Genomic DNA, 15,802 nt, shown 5'->3' on the forward strand with positions numbered 1-15,802 from the left:
CGTGCCGGAGGTGGGGGCTACGGGCACTTCTTGGCGGTGATCGAGACGCGGAGGGTGGCGTCGGGGGTGACGCCGGTGCCGCCCGCGGGGTCCTGGCCGGTCACCTGACCGGCGTCCGGGGCGTTGCCGTTCTCGGTGCAGGACAGGGTGATCTTCGAGAAGCCGGCCGAGGCGAACGCGGCCTTGGCGGTCTCGAGGTCCTGACCGACGACGTTCGGCACCGTCTGCTGGCCGGCCGCGGGGGCGGCCGGAGCGGCGGGTTCCGCGGTCGGGGCGGGGGCGGGGGCGGGCGCGGGTCCCGAGCTCGGGATGATCGTGACCGTGGTGCCGCGGGTCGCGGTGCCGGACGGGCTCTGGCGGACGACGGTGCCCGACGCGGCGGAGTTCGCCTCGGCGGCGCCCTCGCTCACGCTGAAGCCGGCCGACTCGAGCTTCGCCCGGGCGTCGCCGACCGAGAGGCCGGTCACGTCGGGGACGTTCACACGCGGCACGACCTGCAGCGAGCCGTCGGCCTCGGGGAACGTGGTGCCGCCGTACTTCGCATTGGCGGCGGCCATGACCACCGGCCAGATGCGGTGACGGGCGGTCGCCGCGGATCCGGTGTCGAAGGAGTAGCGCGGAGCGCGGAGGCTCGCGGCACCCTTGATGTTGAAGACACCCACGGCGGTCGCGACGCGGGTGCTCGCCCCGGTCATCCAAGTAGCGACGGCGTCGTCGGTGGTTCCGGTCTTGCCGATCAGCGGGATGCGGTCGGGAGTGCGGGAGGCGACCGCGGTGCCGCCGTTCGTGAACGTCGACTGGAGGGCTACAGCCGCCGTAGCGGCGACGTTGCGGTCGATCGACTGCCGGCAATCCGCCGACGGCACCGGCTGCTCGGCGCCGGTGGCGTCGGTGATGCGGTCGATCGCGATCGGGTTGCACGTCGATCCGCCCGAGGCGATGGTCGCGTAGGCGCCGGCCATCGAGAGCGGCGAGACGTAGTTGGTGCCGAGGACCGTGGCCGGGAACTTGTCGAGCTCGCCGTCGCTGCCCTGCACCACGCCCATGTCCTTCGCCGTGTTGCGGATGGCGCACAGGTCGAGCTCGCGAGCCATCCCCACGAAGCCGGTGTTCAGGGACGTCTTGGTGAAGGTCACGGGCGTGCCGACCTGGCCGTTGCCGCCCTCGTCGTTGCGGGCGGCGGTGTCGGAGCTGGTCGTCGAGCCGCTTGGCTCGCACGAGTCCTCGAACGTCCCCCAGGTCGCCTTCCGCGTCCCGTCCACCGACTCGTTGATGCTGTGCCCCTCCTTCAGCCACTCCACCAGGGTGAAGAGCTTGTAGGTGGAGCCGGGCTGGATGCCCGAGGAGCCGCCGTAGGCGCGGTCGGTGCTGAGATTGATGGCGCTGTAGGAGGGGTCGGCCGCGAGCACGTCCGGATCCTGCGAGTACTTCTTGTTCTGCGTCATCGCGAGGACGCGGCCGGAGCCGACCTCGACGCTCACGGAGACCGCTCCGACGTCGAAGTTCCAGGTCTGCGGGACCTGCGCGTTGACGGCGGCGACGGCCGCGTTCTGCAGATCGACGTCGAGCGTCGTGTAGACGTCGAGGCCGCCGCGGCGGAAGTTCGTCCAGCGGGTGTCCTCGTCGTCGCCGAACACCGGGTCGTTCTTGAGGATGTTGGTGACGTAGTCGCAGAAGTAGCCCGCGTCGCCGGCGGTGGAGCAGCCGGTGCTCGGCTCGGTGATCTGCGGCTCGATCGGCGACGCGACGGCGGCGTCGTGATCCTCCTGCGAGATCTTCCCCTCCTCCAGCATCTTGTCGATGATGTAGTCGCGGCGGTCCTTGTTGCGCAGGTAGCCGTTCGCGGCGCCGTTGTCGGGGTTGTCCGGCTGGTCGAGGCGGAGCACGGCCGGGTTGTTCACGATCGCGATGAGGCTCGCGGCCTGGGCGACGGTGAGGTTCGCGGCAGTGGTGTTGTAGTAGTAGTTGGCGGCGGTCTCGATGCCGTAGGTGGTGCCGCCGAAGAACGCGATGTTGAGGTAGCCCTGGAGGATCTGGTCCTTCGAGTACTCCTTCTCGAGGCCGATCGCGAGCTTCATCTCGCGGAGCTTGCGCTCGGGGGAGGTGCGCGTCGCGGCGTCGATGGCGGCGGCGCGCTCGGCCTCGTCGGTGAGGTTGCGGACGGCCTTCTCGACCAGCACGTTCTTCACGTACTGCTGGGTGATGGAGGACCCGCCCTGCGTGTCGTTGCCGAGCACGTAGGTCTGCGCGACGGCGCGCAGGGTGCCGGGGAGGTCGACTCCGCCGTGCTCGTAGAAGCGGGGGTCCTCGCCGGAGACGGCGGCGTCCTTGGCGAACTGCGAGATCTGGTCCAGCGGGACCTCGACGCGGTTCTCGACGTAGAAGGAGGCGAGCAGCTGCGGGGTGCCGTCGGCGCGGGTCGCGTAGATGTTGCTCTTCTCGGAGAGCTTGTCGACCTCGAGGTACTCGGGGAGACCGTCGAACACTCCGATGGACTGGTTCGCGGCGACGCCGGCGATCGCCACGGCAGGAGTGACGGTGGCGGTCACGAGGACTCCTGCCACGACGCTCATGCCGAGGAAGCCCACGATCGCCTTGATCACGCCACCGGTTGTCCTGCTGTCGGACGCCAAACCTTCTCCTTCGGGTCACCCCCGATCATCACGACGGCCGCCACCGACGCCCCGGACGCCCACTGCGCCGGGTCAACCCCGACAGACTAACCGCAGAACCGCGAATGACGAAGGGCCGGTCCGGGGCCTGAAAAGGGCCTGTGCGCGGGCGACGAGCGTCCCGGACGCCGCGGGAGCCCGTGCGGACGCCCGGAGCGGCGCTCCGACGGCGGCCGTCAGGCGGTGACCGGCCAGACGTAGTCCAGCCCGGGGAGGGTGTCCGGGAAGAGCGGCGCGTAGTGCTCCGGGTCCTTCTCCACCAGCTTCGAGCGGTGCGAGAGGTGCACGTCGTCGCGGCCGAACCAGGGCGGCAGCTCGATCTCGCCGGCGCGGTACAGCGCGGTGTCGTCGGGGTCGAGCGCGAGGGCGGCCTCGGTCTTCTCGAGGCAGGTGTCGGCGAAGCCGCGGTCGGTCCAGGCGTCGCAGGTCTCGCGCTGATAGGCCATCACCGCCGGCCGGTAGCCGCGCCACATCCGCACCGCGGGGTGGTGCTGCCAGCCATAGCCGGGCACGGTGAGCGCCCGCATGATCTGCAGGGTCTCGATCCGCTGCTTCCCGAGCCGCTTGCTGTCGAGGGCGCGAGCGCTCGCGCGGAGGTCGGGGACGGGGAGGAAGGTCTGCACCCGCCCCATTCAAGACGACGCGGATGCTCCTCGGCTGTGGCCGCCCGGACGCCGCCCGGCCACCGGCCCGTCACGCCGATGTCGCCTGCGCGGCGTACCGTGCGGCGCATGACCGGTCTCCCCCTCCTCGCCACCGACGACGTCCAGCTGCGCTGGGCGCGCCCCGAGGTCCTCGACTCCGCCCGGCACCGGATGCTTCGGCTGCTCACCCTCGCCGAGCGTCTGCGCTACGAGGCGACCGGGCGCCGTGAGGTGCGCGACGGCTTCCTCCTCGGCCGGGTCCTGGTCCGCGAGCTCGCCGCCGAGACGCTCGGGATCGATCCGCTCGACGTCCGCGTCGACGCGCGCTGCGGGCAGTGCAGCGGACCGCACGGGCGCCCCGTGCTCGGCGGCGACCACCCGGCGCTCGAGCGGATGCGGATCAGCATCGCCCACTGCGACGGCGCCGTCGTCGCCGCGCTCGCCACCGGTCGCGAGATCGGCATCGCCGCCGCCCGGGCCCGCGCGGTGCGCGAGCGGATCGCGTCGGGGAGCACGAGCGCGGAGCAGGTGCTGCAGGAGCTGCGGACCCGCGCCGTGGTCAAGGCCGACGGGCGCGGTGCGTCCGGCGAGGAGCACGTGCTCTTCCGCACCCGCGAGGGGGCGACGGAGGCGTGGATCGAGGGCTCGGAGGGCTATCTCGCCGTCTCGGAGCCGGTGGTGCACTCGGCGCTGGTCGTCACGGTCGCGGTCGCGCAGGACTGACGGCGCGCGGTGCGCGCCGGGACACCCGACGGCGGGCGCCGCCGAGCGGCGGTGACGCCCGAGCGCTCTACTCTCCGAGGACTCTCCTCCCACCGAGTCCTCGGGAGTCCTGCATGCCCGGCCGTCTCCGCCTGCCCGACCGTCCGGGAGGCGCCCGTGCGCCCGCTCCCTCCGCTCGGTGGATCCGCCGACGTCGTGCCGCGGTCGTCGCGCTGACGCTCCCCTCGCTGGTGCTCGGGGGCTGCGCGGAACGGGAGTCGCCCGATCTCGCGTCCGGCGTCGACGTCGACATCGCCGCCTCCGCCGACGCCGGTGCCGTCCTCGACCGGTCCGCCGGCACGATCGAGCTCCCGATCGACGCGTACTTCCTCGACCCGGCCGCTCAAGGGCGGGTGGTGCAGGCGAACGCCCTGCTGCTCGACGCCTGCCTCCGAGAGAGCGGCCGGTCCTACCCGCCGGCCGAGCTCGGGCCCGTGCCTCGTCCGCCGCTCGCCGACGGCGTCTACGGGGTGTGGACCCGGGAGCAGGCGGCGCGCTCCGGCTACGAGCTCGACGCGGAGCGGACGGCGATGATGCGCGCGCTCGACGAGTCGGTCCTCGCGGCGAGCCGGGCCGACGCGGGCTGGGGGCCCGCCTTCGCCGACTGCCTCGAGTCGACGGAGCACCTGCCCGAGCTCGGCCGCGACAGCGCGGACGCGGCGTCGCTCGCGATCACGGAGCTGCCGCGGCGGGTCCGCGAGCGGGCGCGGTCGGCCGCCGAGTCGACGCGCGAGTGGGCCGCGGTGCGCGCGCGGTGGAGCGCCTGCCTGGTCGAGCACGGGCTCGTGCTGCGGACCGGCGAGCGCTCGCCGGGGACGCCGGAGGTGCCGGTCGAGCGCGAGGACGCGGTCCGGACGGCGCTGATCGACGTGGGCTGCAAGGAGGAGACGGCGCTGGTCGAGACGCTGAGCGAGCTGGAGGCGCGGGATCAGGCGGCGCTGATCGCGCGGGAGCGGACGGCGCTCGCCGAGCTCGCCGAACGGGAGCACGCCGTCGCGGTGCGGGCGGAGGAGATCCTGGCGACGCTCGGGGAGTGAGAGCCGGGCCGGCTCACTCGAAGAGCGAGAGGGTGAGCGTCGAGCGGTAGCCGCCGGCGGCGACGCTCGGCTCGGTGGCGAGGAGGAGCGCGGCGGTCGCGGACCACGAGCCGGATGCCGCGGGGGAGCCGTCGGCGGCGCTGAGGAGCACCGCGTCGCTGAGGCCCGGGCCGCCGTCGAGGGTCCCTGCGACGCGGGGGCCCGCGGAGACCGCGTCACCGGTGCCCGTGAGCTCCGGGGTCCAGCCGAGGTGCTCGGCGCCGATCGTGCGGCCGCTCGTGCCGGTGAAGTCGCTCGCGGAGGCGAGGACGTACCAGCCGGAGGCGGCCGGGCTCGGCGCGGGGTCGCGGCTGTCGGTGACCGCGACGGTGGGCAGCGCGCCGACGAACCGTCGGCGCAGGGGTGTGGAGCCGGACTCGACGAGGGTGGCGGACGAGTCGGCGACGGTCATCGACAGGACTCCGGGGACGGCGGGCGGGTCGATGCTGACGCCCACGTCGACGCCGCCGGCGTCCTGCTGCTCGGGGACGCGCTCGGGGGACTCGGGGGAGGGAGTCGCGGTGGGGGCGGGTCCGTCGGGGGAGGCGGGCGACGTGGAGGCGGGTGGCGTGGCGTCCAGTCGCGTGGCGTCGTCACCCGGGGCGGCGGCGGGAGTGGCCGCGCTCGTCGCCGCGGGCGCTGCGCAGCAGGCGGTCGCCGCGTCCGTGACGGACTCGCGACCGCTGCGCGCGGCGGTCGAGGGCCAGGGCAGTGCCGTCGACGAGGCGGAGGACGTGGCGACGGGCACGGGCGCGGCCGTGGCCGTGCTCTCGGGAGCGGTGACCGCCTCCGGAGCGAGAGCGGCCGAGGCGAGGAGGACGCTCAGCGCGACGGCGGCGGTGGGGACCGCGGTCGCGAGGACGGCGCGGGTGGTGCGGATCACTGAGGTTCCCGTTCTGCCGGTCGCGGCGATGCACCGGCCTGAGATTCCTATCAGTGGCGGGCGGGCGGGGGAGACCCCGCTTCCGGGTGCAGTGGGGAAGGGGCGGACGCCCCTGCTCGTCGAGCAGCCCGCGGAGCGGGCGCCTTCGGCGCCAGCGCAGGGCGGGGAAGAGACCGACGTCCTTGGAGTGGAAGGGTCTCGATACGCCCTTGCGGGGCTACTCGACCAGCATGCAGAGACGCCGCTCCGCGGCTACTCGACCAGCATGCAGAGGGGGCCGTGCGCGAGCACCGACCGTCGCCGCTGCGCGATTCCTGCTGATCGAGCAGACCGCGCGGCGGGCGCCTCGAGATCCGGGGGTGTCAGCAGGTGCGGGCCGGGTAGCTCACCTTCTGCTCGAGGGTGGCCGGGCCGGACGCTGCGGTGACGGTGACCTCACCGGACGGCATCGCGGCCTGGCGCGTGGTCCAGCTGTGCGCGGCGTTCGCGCCCGCCGCGACGCTCGCGAAGGCCTTCTGGCCGTACGCGGACGAGACGGTGACGCCGATCGGCGCGCTCTCGCCGTTGCTCGCCGTCACCGACAGCACCGCCTTGCCGGCGATGCAGCGCGACGACACGACGGCCGGCACCGTCAGCGCCGGAGCCGCCGCCTCGGGCACCACGATCTCGGTGATCTTCAGGTACGAGTTCGGCGTCGAGAAGCTCAGCTTCAGCCCCGTGGCGTCGACCGCGGTGAAGGGGATCGTCGTCAGCGCGCCGTTCGCCGCGGGAGCGACGTTCTGCGCGGAGGTCGGGCGCCAGACGCCGTCGGTGCCGCGGTAGGCGATGCTCACCGAGGCGAGCGTCCCCTCGGTGTTGGTGAACGACAGCCCGGCGACGCGGTGCGCCTCCGTGGTGGTCAGCGTGAAGTCCGCACTGCCGGCGAACGCCTGGTCGGTCCAGGTCGACCACGCCGTCGCGACGCTCCCGTCGCAGGCGTTGCCGGCGGGCAGGGTCGCCCACTTGGTCTGGCTGAACGACGCCGAGACGGCGGCGCCCTTCACCCGGCAGACGTTCACGGGCGGCGCGGTGCCCCAGATCTGCACCTCGGAGATCGACTGCCAGGTGTTCGCGGCGCTCGTCAGGTGCAGGCGGAGTCCGGTGGTGTCCGGCAGCGAGGACAGGTCGAGGGCGACCGTCGGCGCGGCGTCGGTCGCGGCCTGCGAGAGCGTCGCCGCAACGGTGCTCGTGGTCCATGCGCCGTTCGCCTGGTACTCGACCTCGATGCGCGAGGGCCAGGTCGCCGTCGCACCGTCCTTGAAGGCGTGCACCGTCACCGAGTCGAGGTTCTGCGGGCTGCTCCAGGAGAACGCGAGCCGGCTGTCGCGGGGGTAGCCGGTGCCGGTCCAGTCGTCCCAGCCCTTCGCCTTCACGTTCCCGTCGACGAGCGTCGGCGCGAGGTCGGCGCGGCTCGAGACCGTCAGCGAAGCGCCGGGCGCGAGGTTCGCGATCCCGGGCTCCGCGACCTCGATCGTGCGGGTGAAGGTGCGGCCGGTCGCGAACTCGGAGTCGGCGGCGAGCGTGCCCGTCACCGTCAGCGTGCCGAGGAGCGCGGGGCCGGTCGGCGCCCAGGTGACCGCGACGTCGCGGGTGGCGGTGTCGGTCGTCACCGAGACCGTCGCGGGCAGGACGTCGGCGACGTCGGCGTTCCGGCGCACCGCGTCGGGGAGGCGGTCGTCGACGACCGACCAGGTGCCGGCTCCGACGCCCTTGTCGTCCCAGTAGGACTCGTTCCAGCCCGCGGCCCAGCGCGCCGGATCCTCGACGGCGGGGTTGCGCATCTCGAGGCGGCCGTTCTCGCCGACGGTCATCGGCAGCCAGACGTAGTTCGAGTTCGACTCGCCGTCGGCCCAGCGGTCGCCCATTTAGACGTACTTCCCGGGCGCGAGCGTCAGCACGTTCGTCGACTGCGAGCCGAAGGTGGTCTTCCGGGTGTCGCCGACGGAGAGGAGCCCGTCGCCGCCCTCGGGGATCGCGTTGTAGGCGACGTTCTCGTTCGCGTCGCCCTTCTCCACTCCGCGGATCCACGAGCCGAGGATCGAGTCGGCCGTGTAGTAGGTCTGCGGGTTGGGTGCCCAGCCGGTCGCTCCGGAGGCGATCGTGGAGTACTTCCCGCCGTTCGCGAAGATGGCGGGCGCCTCGAGGTGGCCGCACTCCTTCACGATCTGGAAATCGGTGCCGCGGACCGGCGCTCCGGCCTTCCCGTCGGCGAAGACGTAGGGGTAGGTGCTGTCGGCCGAGTACTGGCCGGCGTCGAGCGTGTCCGTCGTGGTCGTGCGCTCGACGTTGGTGTAGTCGGCGTCGAGCTTCGCGATGTAGAGGGAGTAGTTCTCCTCGGAGGAGTAGGAGATGTAGGCGGTGCCGTCCTCGTCCTGGAAGACGGTCATGTCGCGGGCCTGGCCGGGGACCGCCGAGGTGGTGCAGGCCTGGTAGTCCGAGCGGTTGTAGAGCCGGTAGACGCCCTGCATCGTGAAGGGGCCGGTCGGGCTGTCGGAGGTCGCGACGCCCGCCATCGACCGGGCGTAGGTGCTGCCGCCGGGGGTGATCCGGCCGTCGGAGTGCCACCACATGACCCACTTGCCGGTCTTCTCGTTGAAGAGCACCTTGGGCCGCTCGAAGATCGCGGTGTTGGGCGAGGACTGCGTCGTGTCGAGGTGGTGGTCGAGCTCCGCGATGCGGTCGGCACGCGGCTGCCCGGCGTCGTCGACGGTGTCGTAGAGGGCGTCGAAGTAGGGGGACTTCAGATCGTCGGGAGCGGCGACGCTGCGCAGCGCGACGCCCTTGTTCTCCCAGTTGTGGCCGTCGGTCGAGCGGTAGACGGCGACGCCGGGGCTGCTCCAGTAGCCCTCGGTGCGGTCCTCGCCGTACCAGTACTGCACCTCCTGGCCGTTCTCCTGCGTGGTGACGATCTGGCCGCCGTGCGCCTGGATGTGCCGCCCGTCGGTGTCGTACCAGGAGGGCTGGAAGTAGCCGGCGGCGGCGCGGCCCGGGTCCTGGATCGCGGGGTAGTCGGTGTAGACGGGCGGCGGACTCGTCCGCGGGACGCCGTCGTTCGGGTCGGTGACCACGCCGGAGGGGGCGGCCGCCGCGGGCGACACTCCCGCTCCGAGGAGGACGGCCGCGAGGAGGGCCGCCACTCCCGCCGCCACGGATCGCTGTCGAGGACTCATGCTGTGCTCCTTTGCACGCCGGACCGATGTTCACGCAAACATCGCACCTCGACCGTACCTGGCGACGTCAACACTTGGCGAGGGGTGGGGGACGCTCCGCTGGTGGACGTGGGTCTCGATACGCCCCTGCGGGGCTACTCGACCCGCATGGAGGGGAGGGTGAGTGGACGCGGGACGGGGCCTGGCGGGGTTGCGCAGGCCGGTCCGGGTCCACTCGCGTGGATGCGCGGACTCGAGTGGACGCGGGGAGGGCTCTGCTCGGGTCACGAGGCCCGGTGCGGGTCGGCTCGCGACATCATGCTGATCGAGTAGTCCGCGGAGCGGGCGCATCGAGATCCACCTTCGTCAGGAGTCGGGTCTGCAGAACCGGTCTGCTGACGATCGTGGGTCTCGATACGCCCCTGCGGGGCTACTCGACCAGCATGGAGGAAGGCGATGCCTCCTCCATTCCTCCCGGTCGACGTGCGGAGGTGCGGGGAGCGCGGGGTCAGCGCGGGGCGCGCAGCAGCGCCAGCGGGCCCTCGTGCAGGGGCTCCGTCTCCCAGCGCGCCGTGAAGGTGCCGTCGGCCGGGGAGAGCGCGAGGTGCAGGCGATGCGGCGTCTCGAGGAAGAGGACGTCGACCAGGAGGGTCCCGTCGTCGCCCGGGCCGGCGCTCGCCGCGAACGCATCGGTGACGGTCCACTCGCCGGAGCCGGGGGCCAGCAGCAGCCGCTCCTCGCCCTCGATCAGCGCGAGGGTCCAGCCGGCGGCGTCGCCTGCGATCTCCACCTCGGTCAGCGAGCGGATCGCCGACCCGGCCGCGGGCGAGAAGCGCCCGGGCTGCGGCGCCGCCGGCAGCACGGGGAGCGGCGCGAGCCCGAGCGCGCCCAGACGCTCGAGCAGCCGCGCGTCGGCGTCGGCGGTCGAGCCGCGGCCGACCGCCGGCAGCAGGTGCTCCCAGACGGCGGCGAGCAGCGTACCGGTGTCGGTGCTCTGCCCGGTGATCGCGACGACGAGGTCGTGCTCGGGCAGGATCAGGCTGAACTGGCCGTAGGCGCCGTCGGCCCGGTAGCCGTGCAGCGAGCGCCAGAACTGGAAGCCGTAGCCCTGCTCCCAGTCCGGGCCGTCGTTCGGGGGAGTGTCGACCTGGGCGGTGGACGCCTCGGCGACCCACTCCGGCGAGAGGATCGCCGCGTCACCCCAGCGCCCGTCCTGGAGGTAGAGCTGCCCGAGGGCGGCGGCCGCCTCCGTCGTGGTGTGCATCCCGCTGAAGCCGATCTCGCGATCCGAGGCGTCGCGGATCCAGGCGACCTCGCCGATCCCGAGCGGGTCGAGCAGTCGCGGGCGGAGGTACTCGGTCAGCGGCAGACCGCTCACGCGCTGCACGATCGCGGCGGCGGCGAAGGTGCAGGGCTGGTTGTAGGCGAAGACGCTGCCCGGATCCTGCTCCGGCGGCAGCAGCAGGAAGCCGCGGACCATGTCGACGGGATCGAGCTCGCGCGCCCGGTCGATCGTCTCGGCGGAGTGGCCGCTGGCCATCGCGAGGACGTCGCGGACGCGGATCGCCCGGGAGCGCTGATCCGTCACCTCGGCGTCGAGCTCGGGGAAGAAGGAGAGGACGGTCGCGTCGAGGTCGACGAGCCCCTCGCCGACGGCGAGGCCGACCGCCGAGGCGGTGAAGCTCTTGCTGAGCGAGTAGAGCAGGTGCAGCCGCTCGGCCGAGTACGGCGCCCACCAGCCCTCCGCGACGACGTCGCCCGCGTGCACGACCATCAGGCCGTGCAGCTCGACGCCGGGAGCGGCCTCGATCGCGTCGAGCAGATCGAGGACGCCACCGGCGTCGAGGGCGTGGGCGGAGGGGGAGCTTCTCGGCAGTGAGCGCGTCATCCTCCGATGCTACGGCGGGCTATGCGTCCGTCTCGGGACCGACGCCGGTGGGGAACGGCCCGAGGTCGAGCAGGAAGCGCAGGATCTCCCCGGCCGGGGCGCGGACGGCGGGGCCGGAGCCGAGCGACCAGGAGGCGTCGGTCGGGACGAGCGAGCTGCCGCGGGCCGCGGCGCGGATGGCGAGCGGGGCGCGGAGGGAGCGGTCCACCGCGACGGCGCCGCTCACCTTCTCGGGGAGCACGGTCTCGGGGGCGAGGGCGAGCTCGACCCGGACCGCTTCGACCAGCTCGGCGACGCCGGTGGGGCCGCGGCCGGCGCGGCGGGCGGTGGCGAGGGCGGTGAGCGCCGCCGGCAGCGCTGCCGGGGCGGGGGGATCGGCGGCCTCGCGAGCGCCGAGGCGGGAGGCGAGCCGCTGCGTCGTGCTGCTGGAGAGCCGCACGACGAGGGCGCCGAGAAGAGGGGTGGAGACGGCACTGGCCGCCCCGCCCTCCGTGAAGGAGGGGGAGGCGGCCAGGACGGCGAGCCGGTCGAGCCGATCCGCGACGAGCGGGCGCCAGTCGTTGCTGACCCCCGACTCGTCGACCGAGGCTCCGGAGCTGAGCGGCAGGAACCGCGACCAGTCGGCCACGACCGGAGCGGCTAGCGTCCGCCGGAGCGGCGCTTGTTGTAGACGTCGAAGGCGACCGCGAGCAGGAGCACGAGGCCCTTGACCGCCTGCTGCCACTCGATGCCGATGCCCATGATCGACATGCCGTTGTTCAGGACGCCGATGATCAGACCACCGAGGATCGCGCCGCCGATGGTGCCGACGCCGCCCTGGACGGCCGCGCCGCCGATGAACGCGGCCGAGATGGCCTCGAGCTCGAAGCCGTCGCCGGCCTTCGGACCCGCCAGGTTGAGGCGGGCGGTGAAGACGAGACCGGCCAGCGCCGCGAGGACGCCCATGTTGACGAACAGCCAGAAGGTGACGTTGCGCGTCTTGATGCCCGAGAGCTCCGCGGCGTGCAGGTTGCCGCCGATGGCGTAGACGTGGCGGCCGAAGACCGAGCGGTTCATCACGACGCCGTAGACGAGGACGAGCACGGCCAGGACGATCAGGGTCACCGGGATGCCCTTGAACGACGAGAGCGCGAAGGCGAACGCGGCGACGACGAGCGCGATGAGGACGAGCTTGGTGACGAACCAGGCGCCCGGCTCGACACCCTGGTTGTACTTCTGGCGGCCGCGGCGGGTGCGGACCGACTGCACGGTGAACGCGATGATCGCGAGCGCGCCGACGCCGAGCGACAGCGGGTCGAGACCCTCGGTCTCGCCGAACAGGTCGGTGAGGAAGCCGTTGCCCAGGGCGCGGTACTCGATCGGGAACGAGCCGATGTTCGCGTTGCCGAGGACGACGAGCGCCAGGCCGCGGAAGATCAGCATGCCCGCCAAGGTCACGATGAACGCGGGTATCCCCACGAACGCGATCCAGAAGCCCTGCCAGGCGCCCACCAGAGCTCCGATGAGCAGCGAGAGCACGATCGAGACGAACCACGGCAGGCCCATGTTGACGGCGAAGACACCGGACATGGCGCCGACGAACGCGGCGATGGAGCCGACCGAGAGGTCGATGTGCCCGGCCACGATGACCATCACCATGCCGATGGCGAGGATGAGGATGTAGCCGTTCTGGACGATCAGGTTCGAGATGTTCTGCGGACGCAGGAGGATCCCGTTGGTCATGATCTGGAAGAGCAGCACCACCACGATCAGGGCGAGGAAGATGCCGTTCTTGCCCAGGTCGCTGAGGACGTGGCTGAGGCGCTTGGTGAACGCGTTCTCGGTGGGGTTCACCTGCGCTCCCGCCGCCGTCGGCGGGGTGTTCTGCAGATCGGTCATCGTTGCTTCTCCTGGGTCATGAGGGTGAGGACTGCCTCGGGCGTGGCCTCGGCGATGGGCAGCTCGCCCGTGATGCGGCCCTCCGACAGCGCGTAGACGCGGTCGCAGATGCCGAGCAGCTCGGGCAGCTCGGAGGAGATGACGATGATCCCCTTACCCTCCGCCGCGAGCCGGTTGATGATGGTGTAGATCTCGTACTTCGCGCCCACGTCGATGCCGCGGGTCGGCTCGTCGAGGATCAGGACGTCCGGGTCGGAGTAGATCCACTTCGACAGGACGACCTTCTGCTGGTTGCCGCCGGAGAGCTTCCCGGTCTTGGCGAGCACGGTCGGCGACTTGATGTTCATGCTGCCGCGGTACTCGTTGGCGACCTCGAACTCGCGGTTGTCGTCGACGAGTCCGGCGCTGGACACCTTGGGCAGCGACGCGAGCGAGATGTTCCGCTTGATGTCGTCGATCAGGTTGAGGCCGTAGTGCTTGCGGTCCTCGGTGGCGTAGGCGAGCCCGTGGGCGATCGCCTCCGACACGTTGCGCATCTTGATCTCCTTGCCGGCCTTGAAGACCTGGCCGGAGATGCGGCTGCCGTAGGAGCGGCCGAAGAGGCTCATCGCGAACTCGGTGCGGCCGGCGCCCATCAGGCCCGCGATGCCGACGATCTCGCCGCGGTGCACAGTGAGGTTCACCTTGTCGACCATGACGCGCGTCGGGTCCTGCGGGTGGTGCGCGGTCCAGTCGACGACGCGGAGGATCTCCTCGCCGATGTGCGGCGTGTGGTCCGGGTAGCGGTGGTCGAGGTCGCGGCCGACCATGTCCTTGATGATCCGGTCCTCGGTCACGTCGTCGTGCGCGATCGTCTCGATCGTCTTGCCGTCGCGGATGACCGTGACGGTGTCGGCGATCTTCTTGATCTCGTTGAGCTTGTGGCTGATGATCAGCGACGTGATGCCCTGCTGCTTGAGGTGCAGGATCAGATCGAGCAGGTGGTCGGAGTCCTCGTCGTTGAGCGCCGCGGTGGGCTCGTCGAGGATGAGCAGCTTGACCCGCTTGGAGAGCGCCTTGGCGATCTCGACGAGCTGCTGCTTGCCGACTCCGATGTCCTGGATCTTGGTGGTGGGGTTCTCCTTCAGGCCGACGCGGGCGAGCAGCGAGGCCGCCTCCGCGTTGGTCTTGTTCCAGTCGATCAGACCGGCGAAGCCGCGGACCTCGTTGCCGAGGAAGATGTTCTCCGCGATGGAGAGGTAGGGGCTGAGGGCCAGCTCCTGGTGGATGATGACGATGCCCTTCGCCTCCGAGTCGCGGATGCTGGCGAACTGCATCACCTCGTCCTCGAAGACGATGTCGCCCTCGTACGTGCCGTGCGGGTACACGCCCGACAGCACCTTCATCAGCGTCGACTTGCCGGCGCCGTTCTCTCCGCAGATCGCGTGGACTTCGCCGCGCTCGGCGTTCAGCGTGACGTCCTGGAGCGCCTTCACGCCCGGGAACGTCTTGGTGATGCCGCGCATCTCGAGGATGTTCGTGGTCACGCGTGCCTCCCTTCCTTCGTAGTGGGGGAGGGCGCCCGATGGGCGCCCTCCCGGGGTCTAGCTGACTTCAGTGGAGGTGAGGCTTAGCCGTTGACTTCCGCGTCGGTGTAGTAGCCGCCGTCGACGAGGACCGACTGGATCTGGTCCTTGGTGACGATGACCGGCTCGAGCAGGAAGGACGGGACGACCTTCTCGCCGTTGTCGTACGTCTCGGTGTCGTTGACCTCGGGCTCGGTGCCCTCGAGGACGGCCTGGGCCATGGAGACGGCCTCCTTGGCGAGCTCGCGGGTGTCCTTGTAGATGGTCGCGTACTGCTCACCCGAGATGATCGCCTTGACCGAGTCGAGCTCGGCGTCCTGGCCGGTGATGACCGGGAAGTCGGTGCCCACGGTGTAGCCGGCGTCGGTCAGCGCGGAGATGATGCCGCGGCTGAGGCCGTCGTAGGGCGAGAGGACGCCCTGGATCTTCGAGCCGTCGGAGTACGTCTTGGTGATGATGTCCTCCATGCGGCTCTGGGCGACCTCGGGGTCCCAGCGCAGCGTGGCGACGGTGTTGAACTCGGTCTCACCGGACGCGACGACGAGGGTGCCCGCGTCGATGAACGGCTTGAGGGTGTCCATCGCGCCGTTGAAGAAGAACGTCGCGTTGTTGTCGTCGGGGCTGCCGGCGAAGAGCTCGATGTTGAACGGACCGGCGGGGGCGCTCGCCGCGGCGGTGCCCTCGAGGTCGGTCAGGCCGAGGCCCGCGAGGAGCGAGGTGGCCTGCTGGACGCCGACCTTGTAGTTGTCGAACGTGGCGTAGTAGTCCACGTTCTCGGAGTCGCGGATGAGGCGGTCGTAGGCGATGACGGGGATGTCGTTCGCCGCCGCCTCCTCCAGGACGCTGGTGAGGGTGGTGCCGTCGATCGAGGCGACGATCAGGGCCTTGGCGCCCTTGGTGATCATGTTCTCGAGCTGCGAGACCTGGGTGGGGATGTCGTCCTCGGCGTACTGCAGGTCGACCTGGTAGCCGGCCTCCTCGAGCTGCGACTTGACGTTGTTGCCGTCGGCGATCCAGCGCTCGGAGGACTTCGTCGGCATCGCGACGCCGACGAGGCCGCCGTCGCCCGAGCCGGAGCCCGAGTCGCCGGAGCCGCTCGAGCAGGCGGCGAGGGAGAGGATCATCGCGCCACCGGCGATGCCGGCGATGAGTGCGCGCTTCATTGTGGTCACTGTGATTCCTTCGTCATTGAATGCAGCGGGTGCTGGGCTGCCGCGGGGGGCCGGCGGCGGCGGGACGCTCATGT

Annotated in this window: 12 protein-coding genes; 2 read left to right on the forward strand and 10 right to left on the reverse strand. The window is 71.6% G+C overall.

Annotated elements, in window-relative coordinates; all coding sequences use genetic code 11:
• Window positions 1–17: 17 nt before the first annotated feature.
• Window positions 18–2,633 (reverse strand): transglycosylase domain-containing protein, encoded by a 2,616-nt coding sequence (locus HRK28_RS11715; protein ID WP_173251636.1) that lies wholly within the window; start codon window positions 2,631–2,633, stop codon window positions 18–20.
• Between the two features lie 215 nt (window positions 2,634–2,848).
• Window positions 2,849–3,304: an MSMEG_6728 family protein gene (locus tag HRK28_RS11720; protein ID WP_217274657.1), complete on the reverse strand. Its 456-nt coding sequence runs from the start codon at window positions 3,302–3,304 to the stop codon at window positions 2,849–2,851.
• Window positions 3,305–3,403: 99 nt separating this feature from the next.
• Between HRK28_RS11720 and HRK28_RS11725 the strand changes: the two genes are divergently transcribed.
• On the forward strand, window positions 3,404–4,039 hold the full coding sequence (locus tag HRK28_RS11725) for a 4'-phosphopantetheinyl transferase superfamily protein (protein ID WP_160090559.1): 636 nt from the start codon (window positions 3,404–3,406) through the stop codon (window positions 4,037–4,039).
• Window positions 4,040–4,152: 113 nt separating this feature from the next.
• Complete coding sequence (locus HRK28_RS11730; RefSeq protein ID WP_173251638.1) at window positions 4,153–5,115, forward strand: hypothetical protein; 963 nt, start codon at window positions 4,153–4,155, stop codon at window positions 5,113–5,115.
• A gap of 13 nt (window positions 5,116–5,128) precedes the next feature.
• Here the strand turns inward: HRK28_RS11730 and HRK28_RS11735 are convergent, their stop codons facing one another.
• The 8 genes from HRK28_RS11735 to chvE form a co-directional block, all read right to left on the reverse strand.
• A complete protein-coding gene (locus HRK28_RS11735; RefSeq protein ID WP_173251640.1) occupies window positions 5,129–6,037 on the reverse strand; it encodes a hypothetical protein in 909 nt (302 codons plus the stop codon).
• Between the two features lie 362 nt (window positions 6,038–6,399).
• Window positions 6,400–7,941 carry a hypothetical protein gene (locus HRK28_RS20175; RefSeq protein ID WP_254304736.1) on the reverse strand — a complete coding sequence of 514 codons (1,542 nt, stop codon included), beginning with the start codon at window positions 7,939–7,941 and terminating at the stop codon, window positions 6,400–6,402.
• Window positions 7,942–9,246: a hypothetical protein gene (locus HRK28_RS20180; RefSeq protein ID WP_254304737.1), complete on the reverse strand. Its 1,305-nt coding sequence runs from the start codon at window positions 9,244–9,246 to the stop codon at window positions 7,942–7,944.
• 487 nt (window positions 9,247–9,733) lie between these two features.
• Window positions 9,734–11,113, reverse strand: coding sequence for a serine hydrolase (locus tag HRK28_RS11745; RefSeq protein ID WP_173251642.1), 1,380 nt, complete (start codon window positions 11,111–11,113; stop codon window positions 9,734–9,736).
• A gap of 19 nt (window positions 11,114–11,132) precedes the next feature.
• On the reverse strand, window positions 11,133–11,741 hold the full coding sequence (locus tag HRK28_RS11750; RefSeq protein ID WP_173251644.1) for a hypothetical protein: 609 nt from the start codon (window positions 11,739–11,741) through the stop codon (window positions 11,133–11,135).
• Window positions 11,742–11,752: 11 nt separating this feature from the next.
• Window positions 11,753–12,991, reverse strand: coding sequence for a multiple monosaccharide ABC transporter permease (gene mmsB, locus HRK28_RS11755; protein ID WP_160090551.1), 1,239 nt, complete (start codon window positions 12,989–12,991; stop codon window positions 11,753–11,755).
• Window positions 12,988–14,517, reverse strand: a complete 1,530-nt coding sequence (mmsA, locus tag HRK28_RS11760) for a multiple monosaccharide ABC transporter ATP-binding protein (protein ID WP_160090550.1) — start codon at window positions 14,515–14,517, stop codon at window positions 12,988–12,990. Before mmsA ends, mmsB begins: the two co-directional genes overlap by 4 nt.
• Window positions 14,518–14,600: 83 nt before the next feature.
• Window positions 14,601–15,719, reverse strand: a complete 1,119-nt coding sequence (chvE, locus tag HRK28_RS11765) for a multiple monosaccharide ABC transporter substrate-binding protein (RefSeq protein WP_160090549.1) — start codon at window positions 15,717–15,719, stop codon at window positions 14,601–14,603.
• Between the last annotated feature and the right edge of the window lie 83 nt (window positions 15,720–15,802).

This window comes from Rathayibacter sp. VKM Ac-2835 (genome assembly GCF_013266705.1).
GTDB lineage: Bacteria > Actinomycetota > Actinomycetes > Actinomycetales > Microbacteriaceae > Rathayibacter.

Excerpts from the sequence above, each read along its gene's own strand:
- HRK28_RS11745 (WP_173251642.1), bottom strand. The coding sequence starts at position 11,113 with ATGACGCGCTCACTGCCGAGAAGCTCCCCCTCCGCCCACGCCCTCGAC.
- HRK28_RS11720 (WP_217274657.1), bottom strand. The coding sequence starts at position 3,304 with ATGGGGCGGGTGCAGACCTTCCTCCCCGTCCCCGACCTCCGCGCGAGC.
- mmsB (WP_160090551.1), bottom strand. The coding sequence starts at position 12,991 with ATGACCGATCTGCAGAACACCCCGCCGACGGCGGCGGGAGCGCAGGTG.
- HRK28_RS11730 (WP_173251638.1), top strand. The coding sequence starts at position 4,153 with ATGCCCGGCCGTCTCCGCCTGCCCGACCGTCCGGGAGGCGCCCGTGCG.
- chvE (WP_160090549.1), bottom strand. The coding sequence starts at position 15,719 with ATGAAGCGCGCACTCATCGCCGGCATCGCCGGTGGCGCGATGATCCTC.
- HRK28_RS20180 (WP_254304737.1), bottom strand. The coding sequence starts at position 9,246 with ATGAGTCCTCGACAGCGATCCGTGGCGGCGGGAGTGGCGGCCCTCCTC.
- HRK28_RS11725 (WP_160090559.1), top strand. The coding sequence starts at position 3,404 with ATGACCGGTCTCCCCCTCCTCGCCACCGACGACGTCCAGCTGCGCTGG.
- HRK28_RS20175 (WP_254304736.1), bottom strand. The coding sequence starts at position 7,941 with ATGGGCGACCGCTGGGCCGACGGCGAGTCGAACTCGAACTACGTCTGG.